General features: G+C 36.6%; 21 protein-coding genes. 8 read left to right on the forward strand and 13 right to left on the reverse strand.

The features are described 5' to 3' along the window. Window positions 1-2 precede the first annotated feature (2 nt). From KP712_RS02725 to KP712_RS02745, 5 genes are read right to left on the reverse strand one after another with little or no spacing between them, the layout of a single operon-like run. Window positions 3-1,661 (reverse strand): hypothetical protein, encoded by a 1,659-nt coding sequence (locus KP712_RS02725; RefSeq protein WP_215770525.1) that lies wholly within the window; start codon window positions 1,659-1,661, stop codon window positions 3-5. Between the two features lie 51 nt (window positions 1,662-1,712). Continuing rightward, complete coding sequence (locus tag KP712_RS02730; protein WP_105882792.1) at window positions 1,713-1,943, reverse strand: hypothetical protein; 231 nt, start codon at window positions 1,941-1,943, stop codon at window positions 1,713-1,715. 34 nt (window positions 1,944-1,977) lie between these two features. Next, window positions 1,978-2,244, reverse strand: coding sequence for a hypothetical protein (locus KP712_RS02735; RefSeq protein ID WP_005697574.1), 267 nt, complete (start codon window positions 2,242-2,244; stop codon window positions 1,978-1,980). Beyond that, window positions 2,244-2,540 (reverse strand): single-stranded DNA-binding protein, encoded by a 297-nt coding sequence (locus tag KP712_RS02740; RefSeq protein ID WP_005697568.1) that lies wholly within the window; start codon window positions 2,538-2,540, stop codon window positions 2,244-2,246. Before KP712_RS02740 ends, KP712_RS02735 begins: the two co-directional genes overlap by 1 nt. 24 nt (window positions 2,541-2,564) lie before the next feature. Further along, the gene (locus KP712_RS02745) at window positions 2,565-3,833 is read right to left on the reverse strand and encodes a phage/plasmid replication protein, II/X family (protein WP_215770526.1); all 1,269 of its coding nucleotides are present in this window, start codon (window positions 3,831-3,833) and stop codon (window positions 2,565-2,567) included. Window positions 3,834-4,028: 195 nt separating this feature from the next. Here KP712_RS02745 and KP712_RS02750 point away from each other — a divergent pair, with 195 nt between their 5' ends. The 5 genes from KP712_RS02750 (at window position 4,029) to KP712_RS02770 (ending at window position 5,373) form a co-directional block, all read left to right on the forward strand. Further along, a complete protein-coding gene (locus KP712_RS02750) occupies window positions 4,029-4,181 on the forward strand; it encodes a hypothetical protein (RefSeq protein WP_005697569.1) in 153 nt (50 codons plus the stop codon). 187 nt (window positions 4,182-4,368) lie between these two features. Beyond that, the gene (locus tag KP712_RS02755; RefSeq protein ID WP_215770527.1) at window positions 4,369-4,560 is read left to right on the forward strand and encodes a hypothetical protein; all 192 of its coding nucleotides are present in this window, start codon (window positions 4,369-4,371) and stop codon (window positions 4,558-4,560) included. A 7-nt stretch (window positions 4,561-4,567) separates the two neighbouring features. Further along, window positions 4,568-4,807: a DUF1496 domain-containing protein gene (locus KP712_RS02760; RefSeq protein WP_215770528.1), complete on the forward strand. Its 240-nt coding sequence runs from the start codon at window positions 4,568-4,570 to the stop codon at window positions 4,805-4,807. Between the two features lie 91 nt (window positions 4,808-4,898). Beyond that, entirely contained in the window at window positions 4,899-5,120 is a 222-nt protein-coding gene (locus KP712_RS02765) for a YodC family protein (RefSeq protein ID WP_252346399.1), read from the forward strand. Continuing rightward, window positions 5,107-5,373, forward strand: coding sequence for a hypothetical protein (locus KP712_RS02770; protein WP_308163007.1), 267 nt, complete (start codon window positions 5,107-5,109; stop codon window positions 5,371-5,373). The genes KP712_RS02765 and KP712_RS02770 overlap by 14 nt, the downstream gene beginning before the upstream one ends. A gap of 39 nt (window positions 5,374-5,412) precedes the next feature. Here KP712_RS02770 and KP712_RS02775 read toward each other — a convergent pair whose 3' ends face one another. After that, window positions 5,413-5,703: a hypothetical protein gene (locus KP712_RS02775; RefSeq protein WP_215770529.1), complete on the reverse strand. Its 291-nt coding sequence runs from the start codon at window positions 5,701-5,703 to the stop codon at window positions 5,413-5,415. A 372-nt stretch (window positions 5,704-6,075) separates the two neighbouring features. Between KP712_RS02775 and KP712_RS02780 the strand changes: the two genes are divergently transcribed. Further along, window positions 6,076-6,426, forward strand: coding sequence for a hypothetical protein (locus KP712_RS02780; RefSeq protein WP_053087830.1), 351 nt, complete (start codon window positions 6,076-6,078; stop codon window positions 6,424-6,426). Window positions 6,427-6,598: 172 nt separating this feature from the next. On the opposite strand, the gene sbcB is transcribed toward KP712_RS02780, so the two are convergent. From sbcB to mukF, 6 genes are all read right to left on the reverse strand, one after another. After that, window positions 6,599-8,020: an exodeoxyribonuclease I gene (sbcB, locus tag KP712_RS02785; RefSeq protein WP_215770530.1), complete on the reverse strand. Its 1,422-nt coding sequence runs from the start codon at window positions 8,018-8,020 to the stop codon at window positions 6,599-6,601. A 12-nt stretch (window positions 8,021-8,032) separates the two neighbouring features. Then, window positions 8,033-8,908: a DMT family transporter gene (locus KP712_RS02790; RefSeq protein WP_048953193.1), complete on the reverse strand. Its 876-nt coding sequence runs from the start codon at window positions 8,906-8,908 to the stop codon at window positions 8,033-8,035. A gap of 3 nt (window positions 8,909-8,911) precedes the next feature. Next, on the reverse strand, window positions 8,912-9,820 hold the full coding sequence (locus KP712_RS02795; protein ID WP_048953192.1) for a DUF5655 domain-containing protein: 909 nt from the start codon (window positions 9,818-9,820) through the stop codon (window positions 8,912-8,914). A 78-nt stretch (window positions 9,821-9,898) separates the two neighbouring features. Continuing rightward, on the reverse strand, window positions 9,899-14,431 hold the full coding sequence (gene mukB, locus KP712_RS02800; protein ID WP_215770531.1) for a chromosome partition protein MukB: 4,533 nt from the start codon (window positions 14,429-14,431) through the stop codon (window positions 9,899-9,901). Then, window positions 14,431-15,165 (reverse strand): chromosome partition protein MukE, encoded by a 735-nt coding sequence (gene mukE / locus KP712_RS02805; protein ID WP_048953190.1) that lies wholly within the window; start codon window positions 15,163-15,165, stop codon window positions 14,431-14,433. The genes mukB and mukE overlap by 1 nt, the downstream gene beginning before the upstream one ends. A gap of 148 nt (window positions 15,166-15,313) precedes the next feature. After that, entirely contained in the window at window positions 15,314-16,648 is a 1,335-nt protein-coding gene (mukF, locus tag KP712_RS02810) for a chromosome partition protein MukF (RefSeq protein ID WP_215770532.1), read from the reverse strand. Between the two features lie 492 nt (window positions 16,649-17,140). On the opposite strand from mukF, the gene KP712_RS02815 reads away from it, so the two are divergent. Beyond that, on the forward strand, window positions 17,141-17,698 hold the full coding sequence (locus KP712_RS02815; RefSeq protein WP_111407422.1) for a YbhB/YbcL family Raf kinase inhibitor-like protein: 558 nt from the start codon (window positions 17,141-17,143) through the stop codon (window positions 17,696-17,698). On the opposite strand, the gene KP712_RS02820 is transcribed toward KP712_RS02815, so the two are convergent. Next, a complete protein-coding gene (locus tag KP712_RS02820; RefSeq protein ID WP_243583117.1) occupies window positions 17,695-18,483 on the reverse strand; it encodes an AraC family transcriptional regulator in 789 nt (262 codons plus the stop codon). The genes KP712_RS02815 and KP712_RS02820 overlap by 4 nt on opposite strands. Before the next feature lie 326 nt (window positions 18,484-18,809). Between KP712_RS02820 and ttcA the strand changes: the two genes are divergently transcribed. Continuing rightward, complete coding sequence (gene ttcA, locus KP712_RS02825; RefSeq protein ID WP_111407424.1) at window positions 18,810-19,751, forward strand: tRNA 2-thiocytidine(32) synthetase TtcA; 942 nt, start codon at window positions 18,810-18,812, stop codon at window positions 19,749-19,751.

The raw sequence follows: 19,751 nt of genomic DNA on the forward strand, positions 1-19,751 counted from the left end.
CCTTATGCACTCAATAAAATTCTTAATGCGACAATTCCCCAAATAAGCAGCATCAAGGAAGTAATCACGGCTTTATTTTGCTCTACATATTGGCAATGCTTATCTAATCGAACATCAATATTTAAATAATCAATATGCCCTTCCCACGTTGGACACTGCACAGCACGATCGGCTAAATGAAAATTCTTGAGCTGCGGAAAAAACTGATTAAATGGCTCTAAAATTTGTCGTGCTGTGGGTGACTCAAGTTCAGGATATTCGGGTTTATCATCAATATCTTTATCATCTTTTTCTTCACCTGGACGCGTACCGGGATTCGGTGTGGGTTGTGGAATAGGTTGTGGTTGGTTTGATGTGCCTATGGATAATTGATTTCCTACACCTGCTTTAGCAAATAAATCGGCAAAAGTTGCTGTTTTACCTAATTTATTTAATTGTGCTTGTACTTCTGCCGATGTAATCGGATCAGATGCACTAAACGGAACTCCAATATAACCAGGCTGAGACGCAGCAGACATCAATAAGGCGTTATACAATAACGCTAATTGTTTGGCGGTTAAGGGTTTGGTATAAAGATTTAAATCTAAATCTGCGACTGAATTTAACTGCTTATCTGATGAAGTTGTTGGAAAATCGCCTACCCAATGTTGATTTTCTTCAAATCTAATGTAGGTTAAATTATTTACACGCGTAGAAACTTCATAATCCGAAGGTTTAGGTGGATTAAAAGAATAAACGATTTGCGAGCCAGTATTTCCCTCTAAAATCGGCTCAAAATCATAGTTTAATTGTTTTTCGGTAAATATCTGACGAACTTCAGGATAAATCATATTACCTATTTTTTGATGACGTAAATAACGATTTTCTACGGTAGTTTGTGAACGTAGATAACGGTATTTCTTGCCCTCAATATCGACTTCTGAATAATTTTCTTCTCCTTTTCCTCCCCATTCCTCTTGCGCGATATATTCAGCCAATTTTTCAATAGAATTTGATTGCGCGTACTCCCCCGTTCTTAACGTATTGAAATATTTATAATGTTTATCTAAGACATCGGATTTATAAATATCCTGTGAGTTTTCCGAAATCTGTTTCTTTTCTTTTGAATACTGATAAATAATTGGATCTTTCATACTCGGCATTGCGTTGACAACTTTTGTTTCACCATTCACATTTATCGCATAACGACCATCAGCCAAAGGAACTGCAGTAGGCTCAAAAGCAACCCCGATTTTGCTATTACTTTCTACATTCAAATCCTTAAGCGTAATTGCACCTGATGTTAACGCTAACGCAACCCATGAAATATCTTTCGCATTGCGTAATGTTGATGTTGCGCCAACAGCAAATGTTGCATCATTTGCCGCAACCGTTCCCAATGCCCGATAAGTCTGTGCTGCACGTAATCCTATTGCTGCTTCATTTGCCGCTAAATAAGCGGCATCATTTGCGGCAGCTCTCCCAACCACAGAAACAGCAGCTCGTCTTGCAATAATCCCTTCAAACACTTCAGCTAATACCACGCGGGCAAGTAACGGATTAGCGTTGGCTTTATAGGATAAAACAACGTTAAAAATAAAACTAAAAATTACTATCCATTTAAGCCAAGCACCACGACTAAACCGCATACCATACCCAAAAGAAAATAAGCAAAATCCCATAACATACGCACCCCAAAGAAAAAAGGGGACGCAAATCCCCCCTTGTTATTGTTATTTTCCAAATAGTCCCAAAATAAAGCGGATACCCATTTTGGCAATACGCGGGCCAATTAACACACCGCCTGCGGCGATAATTCCGGCAATCACCGTTGAAAAATCAACTTGGTTAAGCATACCGGAAACATCAATTTGTACTTTTTGTGCCGATTCACTGCCAGCAAAAGCACCAACGGAAGATCCCAAAGCTACAGCAGCAATAAGGTATTTTTTTAAATTTGACATAAGAAACTCCTTATATTGAGTTAAAATTATGTGCTTATTTGAAAAGCGCTAAAAATGTTCCCACAGATTTAGCGATTAAATAAAAAATAAGCACAAGACCAAATGAAAAACCAAAGCTATCGGTATGATGAAAAAAATCACCCACTGAAAAGCCTTGATTTTCATTCCCTGAATGTGCCACAGATTGAAGTTTGACCGCCTCTGTCCGTGGCACTTTCAATACGACATCACTACAACCATCACCGCCAAAACTCATATAAGGGTGGCAAAACTTAGTTGTAATTTCTATTTCTTCATTCATCACTTATCAATAGCGGGAACTAAAACAATATCACTTACTTTTAAATCAAAATAACCACTGACTTTAAAAGAAGTTGGATGAACATAGTAATTACCAGGAGAATAAGGAACTTGATCCTTTTTCAAGGGCACTTTAATTTGAACAGGAAACTGACCACCTAATTCAATATAGGCTTCCTGCGTGCGAATAAACCAATCTTTTCCCGTTTTCTCACTTACCCCTGACCGTTCATCAATTCTGGAAGTTGAAAAAATTTGTACTTTCAATAAATACTGTTCAATGTTTTGATTACTCATTTTTATACCTCTCGGTTAGTTAAATTACGCAGCTAACTGCATTTGGACAAAATCTAATGTTGGTTCAACATACCAATCAGGACGCTGACAACTAAAATCAATTTCAACAAGTTTCATTAACGGAATGATGTTATGGTGTTCGTGGGCTTTGAGGTTTTGCAACTGGGCTTTCGTTAGCCCGACAGCTAATAAGTCTTTTTCGTGTCGCCAGAACGTTTTTCTATCCATTTCTGACTGAGTTTCTAAATATCCATAAGTTAATAAGTTTTTATAAAAACCAAATAATCTATCTGCCTTCGCATAACTAATATTGCCCTTAGGTGTTACTGTGTAATACTGTTTTTTCAGTAATTTCTGAATATTGTCTCGGTTATATACATTCATTTTGCTTTCTCCAACCGCTTGGATAATATCGTTAAAGGCATCTTGCCATAGGTCTTTAATCAGGCTTTTTCCCTGTTTTTCATACTGTCTTTGATACTGGATTAAATCGCATAATTTGCGTGGAATACGGTATTTATCTAAATAACGTTGTTTTAGCCGAGCCTCAAAACGCACACATTGCTTGGAAAATTCAATTAAATTTGGATTGCTTAACACGTTTAGCACATTAAGAAGATTTTGTTTATTTGGCGTACGTTTTAATTCGGATTGGATTTCGGACAAACGTTTTTGCAACTCTGCCCCTTTTAAATAGACTTTAAGGACTCTATGCTCTGAACGACTGTTCCATTCTGCTGTTGTCTCATATTCTCGGTTATATCGCGTTTTCTTGGTTTGCTTTGCTCTCACATTTTGCAAAAAGCTAATCACCTGCTTTTGCATCATTTCAGACGGAATATGAGCTGAATAGGTGACATCAATCCAATCTATCATCGTATTTTCAGTGTCAGTCATTTCGTAGAGTTCTGGCAAGGCTTCACAAAAGGTTTTCAGCATCACAAAACAACAAACATCAAGATTGGTTGAACCAAAGACATTATGCCCTTGAAGTAATTTTGCGGGACTGGCTTTCAGCTCAATATAAGGCGGGTTTTTCATTCTATCGCTGCCGTTGAAGACTTTCATTGCTAACGAACCAAAATGACTAGGAATGGCTTCATAAGGGTGGGACAGTTCGGCAACATCAAGATCACCGTCAATCTCAAAGGTGACATTGCCTGCCCGTAGTTTAAGACCTGTTCTCTTGGCTATCTCTATCAGGGTTTCTTTCAAAAAAGAGGTTTCCCCGTCTTTGCAAACGAGGATATGCTCTGTTTTGAATGGAATTGATAGCTTCAAGAAGTCGATCACTTATGCCTCTATACCGCATGTGTACATACATTAAATAAAATATACAACTTTTGCATACCGCATACAAGCATATTTACATACTTTGAGACAAAAAAAGTATAATAGGACATCAATTACAAACCAGATTTTGAGATAGAAATAATGAGAAAAGATACATCTGTTCGAGTTAATGAAATGAGAAGGAATAAGTTAGAAATGTTAGCTATTGAAATCAGTCATAAGAGCGGAAAACTAACTAAAATGAGTGATATAGTTAATCATCTATTGGATAACTACCTTCAAGAAGCAAAACAGGATTTACTTCATAATGCTGAAAATTCAGGTAAGGATAAAACCAAAAGTACATAATTATTAAAAATAAAGAAATAATTATTCACTCAAGACTGTAGCAATCATTTAAAGATTGATTAATTAATAAACTGATTTGTGTCATTTTGACACAAGAGTGGACTATTAAAGAGAGTCCACTCGGGCAAAAGCCCAAATGGACTATGCAACATTTTGCATAAAGTTTTATTAAACTAGGAGGTAAGTTATGCCTAAATCAGATCATAAATTCCATAATCAAAGTCAAGAACATGAACAAAATTACCACCTTAGAAAAAATGGGTTAAGACAAACACAAGATAACAGAAATATCCTAAGTAAGATTACACCGGCAAACTCTAAAAATGTCGATGTTGATGTACTAATTAAAAAAAATGTTAAGAAATTTGAAAAAGCGTGAGGTAAATATGAAAAAATTATTAATTGTTTCTGCTACAACTTTGCTATTAGTTGCTTGCCAACAACCTTCTTTTGAAAGAAAAGTTCTCAAATCACTTCCAACAGAAAAATCAGACGATACAAAATATTGTATCTACGATGGTAAACCCTATTCTAAAGGGAGTGTTATAAAAGCTGAAGGAGTAACTCTAAAATGTAGCACCTACAGCACAGATGTATTTGATAAAACACTATCTTGGGGTAAATAAAAATTGCGGGATTTCGAACCAAAGTTCGGGTGTTACAGAGATCCCTAATTTACATAGAGCATTATTTAAACAGTACATATGGAGATATAAGATGACTAGAAAACAGAAAAATCTTTTTAATGTCGGTGATATTGTCAAATTAAAATCAGGAGGACCTGATATGACCGTACAAGCTGTCGAAAAAAGCTCCACGGGTTTAACTATTGATGCACCAAGAGAATTCAATGGGTATTACACCTGTCAATGGTTTGCTGGAAAAAAATTGGAAAAAGGGCGATTTCCTGAGGAGTCTTTGGAAAGTGTCAATAAATAATATAATTTCGTGGATGCTTTCTAAGCTAGAAAGAGAAGCCTGTTTGTACCAAGATGATGTTGTTGATTATTTAGTAAAAAATAGCTTTGAACAATATCTAATTGAGAATAGCGAAGGCAATCAGGTTCTCAATCGAAAATTGTTAGAAGAATTTAAAAAACACACGGAAGATGATGTTGTTTGGGTGAGAACCGAATTATATTGGAGATGGAGAGTTCTTGAAGATGAACCAGGGCGTATAGCTAGAGGTTAAAATTATCTTACTACTATATAAATAGCTGGCAATTATCGGCTATTTTCGTCTATAAAATCTAGGTTTTGGTGCAATCGGGCTAAATGCCTGAATAAACTCTTCCTTGTCTATCGGCACGCTCGAATTTCTTAATTCACTCAAAAACGCCGCCAAATGGTCGCAAAGATCAAATCGAGCCTGAGTTTCTTCCCGTGTATAAAATCGCTTCGTTTCAAACCTGATCTCAATCGTATCTAACGTACAGTAAACCCGATAATCGTCAGCCTTGAGTAATTTAACTGTATTTAGAAAATGAATGGGTGTGATATCTTTTAATGTAATATTTGCCATAAAATCAATAAGTTGTAATTTCGCATAATGGCGGATTATGTGTAAATTCTCGTGCGGTGCTTCGCCAATTATACCGCACTTCGAATTCAACATAATCCGAAAAATCATTATGCGAAATTAGTTATCAGGTTAGCGGAAACTACGGATTAAATAAATCACACAGTTATACACAAGTCACAGGTACTAGCAAAACAAGACAAAATAAGGCTGGATAACACGTTGTAACGTGCTATTTTATCGTTTTATTGAATGGTTAGGTTAAAATGTCAATGAAATGTAAAGATTATCTATGTTCAAGGCTGAGCTTGCAACTTGATAGAAAAACCTACATTTATATATAATTCCAACTTAGTTAGATAGAAAGGAGTCAGCATGACTGATAATAAAAATGAAATTATTAAATGCCCATTCTGTTTTACAGAGTCAGAAAGAGGTATTAAGGTTTGCAGAGGTTGCCAAGCTACCGTTAAGTATGGTGAAAGTTTAATGCCTTATTTCATCATCTCATTAATTATCAGCGTTATAGGTGCTTATTTCACCTTACGTTTCTTGGGTGAACATATTTTTACGTCTATACAAAATCTAAGTGGATCTGCAGGCTTTAGCCTTTTTGGCATTCTTGCATTTATTCTGTTTATTTTATCTATGTACATTTTGCTTATTTATGTCAGAAGCCCTGATGCAAGAAAAAAAGTGATGTTCTATAGAAAAATGCCTAAATAAAATATGTATTCGAGCGTTTCGCATTAAGTCCTGTAAGTAGTTAACTATCGCTTTGTTATTTACAGGGGCGAATTTAATGTGGTGATTTTTTGGATAATTCTTCCCAGAAAAAAACAAAAAAGCACGTTTTTATTAAAACGTGCTCTTCTAAAAAAATGTGACAACGTATCGACTAACCTAGTAGTTTTATACCATATTCATATACTTGTTGTAGCAAAGATAGTTTTTCAGGGTTATCTGAATGTTCCTCAGCTAAACGTTGTAAACTTGATTCAAAATCTACCGCTCTTTTTTCAAGTTTATTCTGTCGGTATTTTTGCCATTTAATTTGTTCAGCGCGTGTGAGGGTTTTATAAAAATGGCGCGCTCGATAATGGAATAATAATTCAGGGATACGTTTATCTTCAAAAGCTAAACCATGTTCAGCTAATTTTTCTGCAGGTAAACTACGTAAAATAGACATATTATTTTTATCAGCATTGCTGAAAAAGCCATTGTATAATTCAGTTTCTACATTATCATTCGATTCAAATTGACGTTCTTCATTAAAAATATCTGCCACTTTTTCACGAATATCAAAAGATGCTCGTAATTTTGTAAGATTATCCAAGCATAATTGTCGATCAATGCCCAAGCGATTTGCTGTTTCTGGTAACAAGGTTTTGGCTGGCGCCAAAATAGGACATTTATTGATATGCACAAGCTTTAATGGAACAGATGAAACTCCCCTTTCTTCTAATTCCGATTTTTTGGTATATAAATCTGTCCGCAATTCATCCGCACTTTTGGCTAATAAATTATCGATATTGCCAGTTAAATCACAAACAATGAGTGCGTTTTGATTTGTCGGATGCCAAGCTAAAGGTGCAACCCAAGTGCAATTTCCACGATAATTCCCTAACATACCAGAAACATGGACTAAAGGCGCCATTGCGCCTGTATCAACCAATTTTTCGATTTCTTTTTTACCTCGGTTTTCAAAGAAATATTGAAATAATTTAGGCTGTTTTTCTTTAATTAATTTCGCCATAGCAATAGTTGCATATACATCCGCCATTGCATCGTGAGCATTTTCATGTTCAATACCATTTGCTTTAGTGAGTTTTTCTAAGCGGAAACTTGGCATTCCATCATCGTCATAAGCCCAATTAATCCCTTCTGGACGCAAGGCATAACAAGCTCGCACTAAATCTAACAAATCCCAGCGTGAATTCCCGTTTTTCCAGCTGTATTCGTAAGGATCAATAAAATTACGATAAAATGTATAACGCGTCATTTCATCATCGTATCGAATATTGTTATAGCCCATGACACAAGTATTTGGTTGAGAAAATTCGGCTAAAATATTTGCGGCAAATTCAGGCTCAGAAAGCCCCTTTTCATTACATTCTTGCGGTGTAATTCCTGTCACCATTACCGCTTCAGGAGCCGGTAAATAATCGTTGGTTTGTTTACAATAAAACATTATTGGTTCACCAATGATATTAAAATCAGCATCAGTACGGATACCCGCAAATTGCGCAGGGCGATCTGTTGCTGGATTTACACCAAAACTTTCATAATCGTAAATAAAAAAGCTGAAATCTTTTGCCATGACTACTCTCTTTTACGCGATAAATTTATCTAAATAATATAGGCAGAAAATAGCCGATAAACTAAAAATAATACCAATCCAATTTAGCTTACTGATTTTTTCTTTAAAAACTAATGCGCCAGTTATCGTACCTAGGCAAATTACGCCAATATTCATTCCTGCGAAAACAAGCGTTGGATTTCCAGCAAAACTTTGATGTGCTTTTATGTAGAATAAAATATTAAAGAAATTCAATACACCTAAAACGATGCCGCCAATTACACTTGATGTTGTCCATTGGGTTCGTTTTAAGAATAAATAAATAAAAATAATGCAAGCTGCAAGCGAGAAAGAAATAAACAATGTTGCAGGAAATGCACCGCCGGTTTTCGCCACTTGCTTAAATAAAATATCAATGATGCCGTAACCAAACCATACACCGATTAATCCTAAAACACTTTTAAAATTGACCGCACTTTGCCCTTGATTTGGCTTAGTTAATAAACAAAATAAACCAATAAAGGCTAATACAACGCCAATGATTTTAGATTGGCTTAGTGTTTCATTAAAAATTAAAAACGCTGATAAAATAGGAAGAAATAACGAAAGACGTTGTGCTGCGTCAGAACGTACAATTCCAGCAAACTCCACCGCTTTTGACATAATAATAAACACGCTAGGTAACAATAAACCTAGCACTAAAAAAATGGGTGAGTTTTCGCTTTGTACAATGTAATCAGTAAATGCTAAGCCTTTAAAATCAGGTTTGAGTAAGAAATAACTGAAAGTGATGGCTGTAATGTAGTTGAATGCGATAGCTTGTTCAATAATGATATTTTTTTTACGGGCTATTTTCAGTAAAACTGAAACAGCTACGCTGCAGAGAATGGCAAGAATAAGATTGTGCATTTATTAATCCTTAATAGCTTGTTTAATTAAACTCATAATGTATTCAAGATATTGGGTGCTTTCAATGGTGATTTCATAATCGCCATTCCCCCAGTGACCAGTATTAGATACATTTTTTGCTAAATTTTTAGGATCATCTAACTCTCCATAAGGAAGATTAATCCAAATTTTTAAATTCTTTTGTTGGATACGAATATCTGCAATATTTCGATCTTTTTTGAATGCAATGTAAAGTTTTCTGGTATTAATTTCGATATCAGGATCTAAATTTAAAATGCCTTGTTTAAAATCTTCGTATAGTTCTTGAATAAAATCTGATTTATCACTTAAGTGATCAGATTCTTGATAAACTTTTATTTCTTTTAATGTAGAAAATTCTTCATTTTTTTCAATAGAAACAGCTTTAATATTCGGTGCTGATTTTGATTTATTAATAATATTGAGCGTAATAATATCATTATCAAAGCGATTAACTTCCCATAATTCAATAGGTAAATCTTTAAAATTCGTGGCTTGAATTTGGAAATCATTAAAAGCAGGTGAAACAAAAATCACCTTAGATTGTGACCAATCCACATCATTTCTTTTAAGTGGGAATTTTTGCTTTTCATTATATTCCACAATAAAATCAGCTTTGTATTCAAGCATCAAATTAAGATAAGAAATCCCTTGATCAACCACACTAGAATTTTGTTGTCTTTTATATTCAATAATGACAAAGGCTTGAGTCTCAGGATCAAAAGCTAAGGTATCAATACGTGAATTTTTAATAGAAAATTCCGAGCGAATAAAAATATAGCCACTTAATAAGGTAAGATTTTCTTCAAATAAACGCTGAATATCCTTTTCCAGCTTAAATTTTTGCTGCTTCAGCTGTGATAATTGTCCTTTTTTTGATGTAAAGATTTTCATTATTCCTTCCTTAAAGGCTTAAGTGCGGTAAAAAACACCGAAGTTTTCAACCGCACTTCTCTGCTCCTATTTATATTCTTATTCTGTCGCACCAAATCCGCGTAAACCAACAACGTGTACGTGCTCTTGGTTGCCTGCGATTTTACGCACGAGTTTATAAGTTGTCCCTTTTTCTGGGCTAATGTTTTCTGGTGCCGCAATAAGTAACTGCATATCTAAACGTTCGCAAAGTTCGAATAAGGTAGAAATAGATTTACCGTCTAAACGTGCTGCTTCATCTAAGAACAACAAACGACAAGGCACAATATCTTTACCACGAATTCGACGGCTTTCTTCTTCCCAGCTTTGAACAACCATTAAGAGAATTGACATACCTGTACCAATAGCTTCACCTGTTGATAATGCACCACTTTCAGCACGTAACCAACCATCAGCACCACGGAATACTTCTACTTCAAGTTCAAGATAATTACGGTAATCTAACAATTCTTCACCAATTGTTTGCGCTGTGCGTTGCCCCATATCAATATGTGGATTGATGCGTTGATAGAGCTTCGCCATAGCTTCAGAGAAGGTGATGCGGTTATCGTTGAATAAATCTTGATATTCATCTTGCTGACCAGAAAGCGAATCCAACAACATGGCATGGGTATCACGAATATTCACTACCAAACGAACAGATTTCACCTGACCAAACGCAATGTTTTGTAAGCCTTGGTTGAGCATACGAATACGATTTTGTTCACGCTGAATCGTTTTACGCATAATATTTGCAACACTTTCAGAACTGATAGCCAATTTTTTCTCACGGCCAGTTAATTCAGCCGTTAAACGAGAAAGCTCAATCTCCATTTGTTCAATGGCATCAATCGGATCATCCGTTTTAATGATGTCTTGGCGAATACGTTCACGTAAATGCTGATACACCGCAATAAAGAACCGCACTTTATTTTCAGGTTTGCGACTATCTTCAGACACTCTTAGGCTATCACGTAGATATTCATTATCCGCCACCGCTGTACGCAACGCACCTAATGCTTTATCCGACATTGAACGTAACTCATCTGCAGATAAATAAGCAAGTTCTCGGCGATTGAGGCGTTTTTCCATATCAGAGTTACGTGATAAACGTAAAACCACACACCAACTCACTTTCGCTGCCACAACTAATTCACGTTGAGTTTTATAATCACGTTCGGTTTTGCGGATTAGACGATTTAAGTTGTCCGCTTCGCTTTCAATTAATGTCAGTTGTTTTTCTACATAAGAACGACGCTGACGGCTCGTTGAAAGTTGTTGATGTAATTCATCACGACGGATACGAGCACGTTCTTCAGCACCATCATCAGCTCTCACGCCAAGATCGCTAATTTCACCAATCAACTCATTTAAGAGCTGATATTTACTATCGTAAGAACTTTGTAACTGAATCAATACGCGATTATATTCGGCAAATTGACTTTGTTTTTGACGAACTTGCTCACGTTGCGTATCTCGCTGAGCCTGCATTTGTTCTAAACGTTGGCGAAGTTTTTCGTTGAGTTCAGAAGTTTCAGCCTGCCCTGCATCTTCATAACCAAAATGCTGTTTACGTTGTACAACATCAGCTAACGCAAATACACGTTGTTGAACTTGTTTTTGACGCTCAATCGCTTGAGTTAATTCATTTTTTAAGCCTTCGTAATTTTCTGGATCACTTTGTAAACTATTTGCAATCGGCTCTAATTGTGACAACGTTACGCCATACTGACGAATAAAATATTCATCTTGCTCTGCAATATCTAATTGCTCGCGACATTCTTCAATACGATCAATTAAATCTTCATCAGCCAATACATTTAATTGTGGAATTAACTTATTGAGTAACTGTAGTTTTTCTTTTGCATTATCTAATTGAATGCGTAATTGTTGTTCGCCGCTATTAAATTGGTTTAATTCACGATCAATTTCATTGCGTTCGCGATTAATCTCAGACATTAACTCTTCTGGATTTGGCTGGAATGCCAGCGCCAAATGCAACCCAACAAATTGGCTGAAATGTTCGTGTAAACGTTGGCATTTTTGTACATCAAATGCAATTTGGGCATGTTGTTCTGCCACTTCATCACGTTCAATTTGTAATTCTTCTAAACGTTTTTCACGTGCTGCACGCCCGAATAATGGGATTTCAGGGAATCTTGAATAGCGTAATTCACGATCTGAAACTTGCACGACAACACCTAGCTCAAGTTCTTGTGCGGATAATACGCTGTCGTCAAATGCGGTAGGATCGCCTTCAATTAAATACAAATCATCAGGGCAATCTTCTAATTGCGCAAGTTGTTCACGCACAGCATTGAGATCACGCACAACAATAGCATGACGTGCAGGCCCGTAAAGTGCGGAGAAATAAGGCGCATCTTCAATGGTTACATCATCGTAAAGCTCTGAAAGCAACACCCCACCAAAACGTTCTGCCAACATATTTAAACGAGGATCTTCTGAACCATCTGGCTGACTTAAACGAGAAATTTGTTTATCTAATTGCAAACGTTTTTGTTCAAGTTGATCACGCTGCATCGTGAGTTCACGCTCTTTCACAAGTTGTGATTGCATAAAATTCATCACATCTTGGCTATGTTCAAACGTCTCGCCACTTTGTTGTTCCAAACGTTCTAATGCAGCTTGAGCTGTCAGCCATGCTGGGGCTTTACGCGCATTTTCATCATAAAGTGCGGTTAAATTTTCACGTTTTTGACGAAGCGCAGAACGATTTTCCACTTGTTCTGAAAGTTCAGCAGAAATATCTTCAATTAACGATTCTTGCTCTGCGTGATAATCCTCTAATTCTTCTGCCGTTCGTAAACTTAAATTAGCACGTTGATTAAAATCATTAAGTAATTTGACCGCACTTTGTTGTTGAGCATAACGTTGCTCAAGTTCATGTAATTTTGTACGAAGTTGTGGCGTTTGTTGTGCCTGCAATTTTTGGCTTGGATATTCACGTAATAATTCTTTGGCACTTTCCCACGCCGCAGAACGAGGCATTTCACCCGCAATTTTGCATACTAATTGGTACGCTTTATCAAACTGAGATTTTGCTGCTTCAGAAATAGACATTTTGTGCTCGAGTTCAAGCACGGTTTCCGTCAAACTTTCAGCATGTGCTTCAAATTCTTCGTGATAATCTTCTACATTTTTAACACTTAAATCAGCTAAACCGCATAATGTTTTCGCTTTTTCAAGAGCTGCAATGGCTTGTTGATATTGAAGTGCGCGAGTTTGTTGGGCATCTAATGCTTGTTGATAGTCTGCTAATTGAGCTCGTACCGCATCAATTTCAATTTCGGTTTGTTCAAATTGGGCTTGGCTTTCTTCTAACGCATCATTCGCATCTTCAACCACCATTTTTTGTTCTTCTAAACGCTCGGTAAGTTCTGCAATATCTTCTTGATAACGCGTAATTTTTTCTTGGTGACGCAAAGCATTTAACACTAAGTTAAGATGATCAACCGCACTTTGGTGATCAACTTCTAAAGTACGTTCACTTTCTGCTAATTCAGCCGCTTCTCGACTTAAATCAACTAAACGATGTTGAGATAAATTCTGCTCTGCTTTTGCTTTATACCACTCACGACGAGATTCTAATGCAGCCTCAATATTGCCACGGCGTTCATTCGCATTACGCATATAATCCGAAGCAACATAATTAGTGGTTTCAGTAATTAAATGTTTAAATAAATCGCGATCTGATTGCGTAACTTTAATCGCTTCTAAAGTCATACGGTTCTCACGCAATGCACTTTCCATATCTTGGAAAGCTTTGCGCACACCTAAATTTTCTGGCAATAAATAATCACGTAAAGAACGTGTGATTGCGCTGGAAATACCACCGTATAAAGACGCTTCGATAAGTTTATAGAATTTGCTTCGGTCTGATGCTGAACGTAAACGTTTCGGAATAATACCTAAATCGAACATCATGCCGTGATAATCGGTGATGGAATGATATTGTTTAAATTGCGCACCGATATTTTCAATTTTATCTTTGAGTTCGTTTAAATTAAGTACACGTGCTTGACGTTCGCCCACGGTTTCTGTGAAAAGTGCGGTCGGATTTTGAGATAATTCAACACCTTGAATTGAGAAAGTTTTTAAATCAACTTTTTTATCACGACCCGCGATTTGTTGCAGACGCACACCAACAAGAATACGTTGATGGCGAGAATTAATGGTATCTAATACCGCGTAACAAACACCCGGACGCAATTTACCATGTAAACCTTTATCGCGAGAACCGCCTGTAGAGCCAGCCTCTGTTGTATTACGGAAATGTAAAAGGGTCAAATCAGGAATTAATGCGGTCACAAACCCAGCCATTGTAGTTGATTTACCTGCACCGTTCCCCCCAGAAAGCGTAGTAACTAATTCGTCTAAATCGAAAGTACGGGCAAAAAAACCATTCCAGTTAATTAAGGTTAAAGAACGGAATTTACCGCGCTCTACACCATTATTTGTCGTCATGCTAAAAGGCATTGGCGTTTCAACGATTTCTTCGACGTTTTCATTTTCCATAATGACTTCATCGCTCTCTAATTCGATTTCATTTTCTAATTCAAAAACATCAGACATTATTCTTGTTCTCCGTCAAATTCTTCGTCAATTTCATCCGCACTTTCCGCATCGTTTTCCACTAATTGCGCTTGTTTTTCCAACGCTAAGGATTCTGGTGTTGCCGCTTCCCCATCACGAATGAGTCGAGCTTGTGCTTCTAATGGATCATCTCCGCTACGCACTTCCGCACCAAAACGAAATACAGATTCAGAAATCGTAAATTTCCCACTATTTTGTTCGCCAACAGTTTGAATCATACCTAAACGACGTAAACGACCAATTGCAGCCCGCACTTTTTCTGCCAATTTTTGTTTATCTAAGTCAGAACCACTTGAACGCTGATTAACTGCTTTTAATAATTTTCCTTCATCGGCAAGATTTAATAATTCATCATATACTTCTTGGGTGCTAAAAATGCCCTGTTGAGCTAAACGTTCTGGGCTTAAATAAAGATAACAAAGCACTTTACCAACAAGCATTTCCAACTCAGAAAGTACTGAACGCGCAATTAATGTCGTTGCTTTCGGGCGAAGATAGAAGAATCCTTCTGGAGCACGAATTAGTTCCACGTTATAGCGGCGATAAAATCCGTCTAATTCATTTTGGAAATCCATTAAAAATGCGTGATTATCTAAGTGCTCTGTGCTGATATGGCGACCTGAGCGCAATAGACTATCTACCGCTGGAAATATTGGATTTGCAATCGCCACAGCGAGTTTTGGGGAAATTACATCTTGAAGGTTGTCTGTCATAGGTTATTTCTCTATTAAAACTTTATTCAGTTACTTTCTTCGTTAATCATTATTGCTAAATCTCCCCTAGCCCCTCTTTACTAAAGAAGGTTTGGGCATATTTAACAGAAGTAATTCCGTTGAAATTAGCTTTTAAATTATCTTAAAATCAATACTTATCAATCACATGCGCTTGCACTTCTGCGCCACGTTTATTAATTACTTGCCAATCTGGGTAAATACCCGATAAATCATCATTTGCCATACCAAGGCGCACAGCTTGATCAACAATGATTCGAGCCACATCAAAATGACGAGAAAGTGGATAATTTTCCAGTTGTTCTTTTAACACTAAACTCAAATCAATCGGACGGTTATTTTCACGATAAGCAATCAGTAAACCTTGCATATGCTCTACAATTTGATCGTGTAAATCAGACAGGGATTCGTATTGCAATTCTTCTGGCAATTCACCTAAAGCATCATCTTCACGCAACACCATTTCTTCATCGCGCAGATCGACTAAACGCTCAGCTTGCGCTGTCCATAAGAACCAAGGATGATCAAAATAATGATGAATAGAATTACGTAAACGTTGTGAGAATACACGATTTTTATCCATATCAATGGCAGTACGAATAAATTTATGCACATGGCGGTCATAACCAATCCATAAATCAATGGCTTGTTGCCCCCAGCTAATAATTCGGTCAAGTTTAGATTGTAAATCAGTAATTAATTGATCAATAAAATACAAATCATCTCGCCCAATCACACAATCTTGAATACGCAATAATTGCGCTTGAAGTTTATCCCCTGCGGCATTTAGCGTATCTTGCAATTCACGCAAATTCCCAGATGTTTCATCTAATAAACGTTCACAGCTTGAAATTGCCGCTTGCCAATCTTTAGTAAGAAGCTCTGCAATTTCATCTTTAATGCTTTGCTGGTTTTCATCCATAATGCGTTGTGAAAGATCGATGCTATCAAAAATCTCTGCAACGGAATATTTTAATGGCGCAAACACATTACGACGCCAATAATGTTCACTTTCATTATTCTCCACGCCTTCTTCTGCAGAGTCAGAAGCACGTTGAATTTCATCTGCCACAATGGAAAGTTGTACTGAAAGACGCAATGCGGAAAATTCACGCTGACGAATGTAATAATCCGACACGCCAACACCTAATGGCGTTAAACGATAAATCGCCAAGCCTTCAGTAAATTCGCTACTAAAACGGTTTAACAAACGTTGTTTCACTAATTCATTAATTGCATTATTCGCTCGTGTTGCAATGGCATCCGTAGATTGCTCAAAAGCATTCATCGTGTGGCGGAAAATATCCACAAGATCGGCTTCTAACATTTCGCCGTCTAAACGTTCGTTGTTATAAATTGCAATCGCTAGCAGGAAAACCAAGCGCTCGGTAGGTAAATTCAAAGAAAACTCGCGATCTTTTGCCCAAGAGACGAGTTCAGGAATAGTTTGGGATGTTTCAATCATTGAATTGCAAAGCGTTAAAATTGAACAAAAAATTGGAAAGATTATACAGGATTTTTTGCGGATCTTAAAAATCTTCTTTTGAATTGACCGCACTTTCCTATTTTTCATACAGGAGAAACACAAATATTACCTATTTATTGGCCACTCATTAAATCTATCAATAACTCATTTCTAAATTCATTGGAATAAGAAACGATTGTGAATTTACTTTTCATACTTTATTTTTTCGAACACATATAGACTGATACTTTGTAACCTATTAAAAAATAAAGATATTTATAGATTTCTAAAAATATAATACTTTAGATAATTCATTTCAGGAGATTTCTACTGTGAAAAGTGGTAGTTGGTAAAATAAAAGAAAGAAGTTAATTTTTCGAAAATCTTCAAAAAATATTGGAAATAAAAAATATTTGAGCGTTTTTGCACAGTTTTAGTTAATAAGATTTCCTATACTGATACCTCATGTACATCATCAGAAAAGGAAAAATCATGAAAAAAATGATCTCAACAGTATTTTGTTTGCTTATTGCTGGTACATCTTACGCAAACTCAGCAGTTTTTAGCATTAATGTGCCAGATTTACCTGAACACGGATTTCACGCTAAAAACTTGTTAAGTGCCGATTATGATTTTGGTTGCGATGGAGGAAATCTGTCACCAGCAATATCTTGGGCGAATGCTCCGAAAGGGACGAAAAGTTTTGTAGTAACGATCTATGATAAAGATGCACCAACAGGCATTGGCTGGATGCATTGGATAGTTGTAAATATTCCTGCAAAAACGACCGCTCTTCCTGAAGGCATTAAAGCTGATGGTACTAATTTACCACAAGGTGCGCTGCAAACTCGCACTGATTTTGGCGCGCCAGTTTTTGGCGGAGCTTGTCCACCCGCAGGACAAAAACATCGTTACGAAATTAAAGTCACAGCAGTAAGTGTAGAAACCTTGCCAAATGTGACGGCAGATACAATGCCTGCTGTAGTCGGTTATTTTACTAAAGCTAATGCCATTGCCGAAGCTTCTATTATTGTGGAACATAGTCGTTAAACAGCACTCGATTGCCGAACCTCTAACGGAGAACAACCAAAATGTTGTTTAAATTTCACGGAAAAACGTGAATGACTTTCATAGCCAACTTCATAGGCGATTTGTGAAATTGGGCGTTGAGTGAGTTGTAACAAATTCAACGCTCTCATCATTCGAACTGTTGTTAATACTTCCCGAAACGATGTTTTTTCTGCAGAGAGATGACGGCGCAATGTAGCTTCACTGATATTTAACAATTTTGCAATGTCTCCAATTTTCCAGTGATACTCAAAATTTTCTGAAATTTTCTTACTAATTTGACACTTTAAGGATGGTGTAGAAAATGGATTAAATACACCACCCTGTTCCGACAACCAAGCTAGCAATTCCCACAAGCGAATTTCCACAATACGATCAGGAATTTCATCACTGGAAAGTGCTTTTGAAACAATCGAAAAAGCTTGCTGTATAAAAGGATGTGCAGGCAAGTGAAACAGGCTTTCAAAGGGTTTTGGCTCCGAAAGCAACCCAAAAAATCTCTCAACCACTGCATTATCAATAGATAACCAATCCGCTTGATATACACCTAGTTCATCAGGTTCATTAATCACATCAAAGCGTTGATTTCCTGCCAACATTACCATTTCACCAGCTTGGATAATTTTCTCTCCATTTATCCAACGTAAAATTTTCCGACCGCGCAGAACCCAAATAACGGTAGGTTGCGTAAAATAGGATTTATCTAGTTTCAATTTATGTCGTTGTATAATGGTACTTTTTTCAGCAAAATTAGGACGAATGGGCATAAAAATTCCTTGTAAAAGTGCGGTCATTTTAAGTAATTTTTTATGGGTATTCTAGATTATGCTAAACACTCTCCCAATTTCTAAATGAAGGAGCATTTAGAATAATCTGCTACCTATACAGATAAAATTATCGTTCAGTTATGTAATCAAATAGATGTAGAAGATTACAGAGAATCTAACTTGTTTATAGAATGTCATTATTGTCAGCTAAGATCTAATCTTCTACAGTTTAAGAACATATTACTCCTAAATTTTAGGAAAATGCGATCTTGATCTGATTTTTCACGTATAATGTGCGCCTTTCATGAATAACTAAAGATAACAGAATGAGCGAATTAACCCAGTTAGCCCAACAAGAAAAAAAACAAACCTATAATTTCAATAAATTACAAAAACGTCTTCGCCGCAACGTAGGTAATGCTATTGCAGATTTTGGAATGATCGAAGATGGCGATAAAGTCATGGTGTGTTTGTCCGGAGGAAAAGACAGTTATACGCTTCTCGATATTTTGTTGAATTTACGGCAAAGTGCGCCGATTAAATTTGATATTGTTGCGGTAAACCTTGATCAAAAACAACCGGGGTTTCCAGAACATGTATTGCCTGAATATTTAGAAAGCATTGGCGTAGATTACAAAATCGTACAAGAAAATACTTACGGAATTGTGAAAGAAAAAATTCCAGAAGGAAAAACCACTTGTTCACTCTGCTCTCGCCTACGTCGTGGAATTTTATACCGTACTGCCACAGAACTTGGTGCAACCAAAATTGCTTTAGGACACCACCGAGACGATATGTTAGCGACACTATTTTTAAATATGTTTTATGGCGGCAAAATGAAATCCATGCCACCTAAATTGATTTCTGACGATGGCAAACAAATTGTGATTCGTCCGCTTGCTTACTGCAAAGAAAAAGACATTGAAAAATATGCTATCGCGAAGGAATTTCCGATTATTCCTTGTAACCTATGTGGCTCACAACCAAATCTTCAACGCCAAGTGGTAAAAGAAATGCTTAATACTTGGGATCGCCAATATCCGGGACGCTTAGAAACTATGTTCAGCGCAATGCAAAACATTACATTGTCACATATGTGTGATCCAAAATTATTTGATTTCAAAGGAATCAAACATGGCCAACTAATTGATGGCATTGAAGGCGATACCGCATTTGATGAAGAACGAATCACGCCAATGCAATTTGAGGATGAAGATCAAACAGATTTTTCAAACAACGAAATGATTAACTTTAAAGAAGTAAATTAA

Source organism: Haemophilus sp. SZY H68 (assembly GCF_018829685.1).
GTDB classification, from domain to species: Bacteria; Pseudomonadota; Gammaproteobacteria; order Enterobacterales; family Pasteurellaceae; genus Haemophilus; species Haemophilus haemolyticus_K.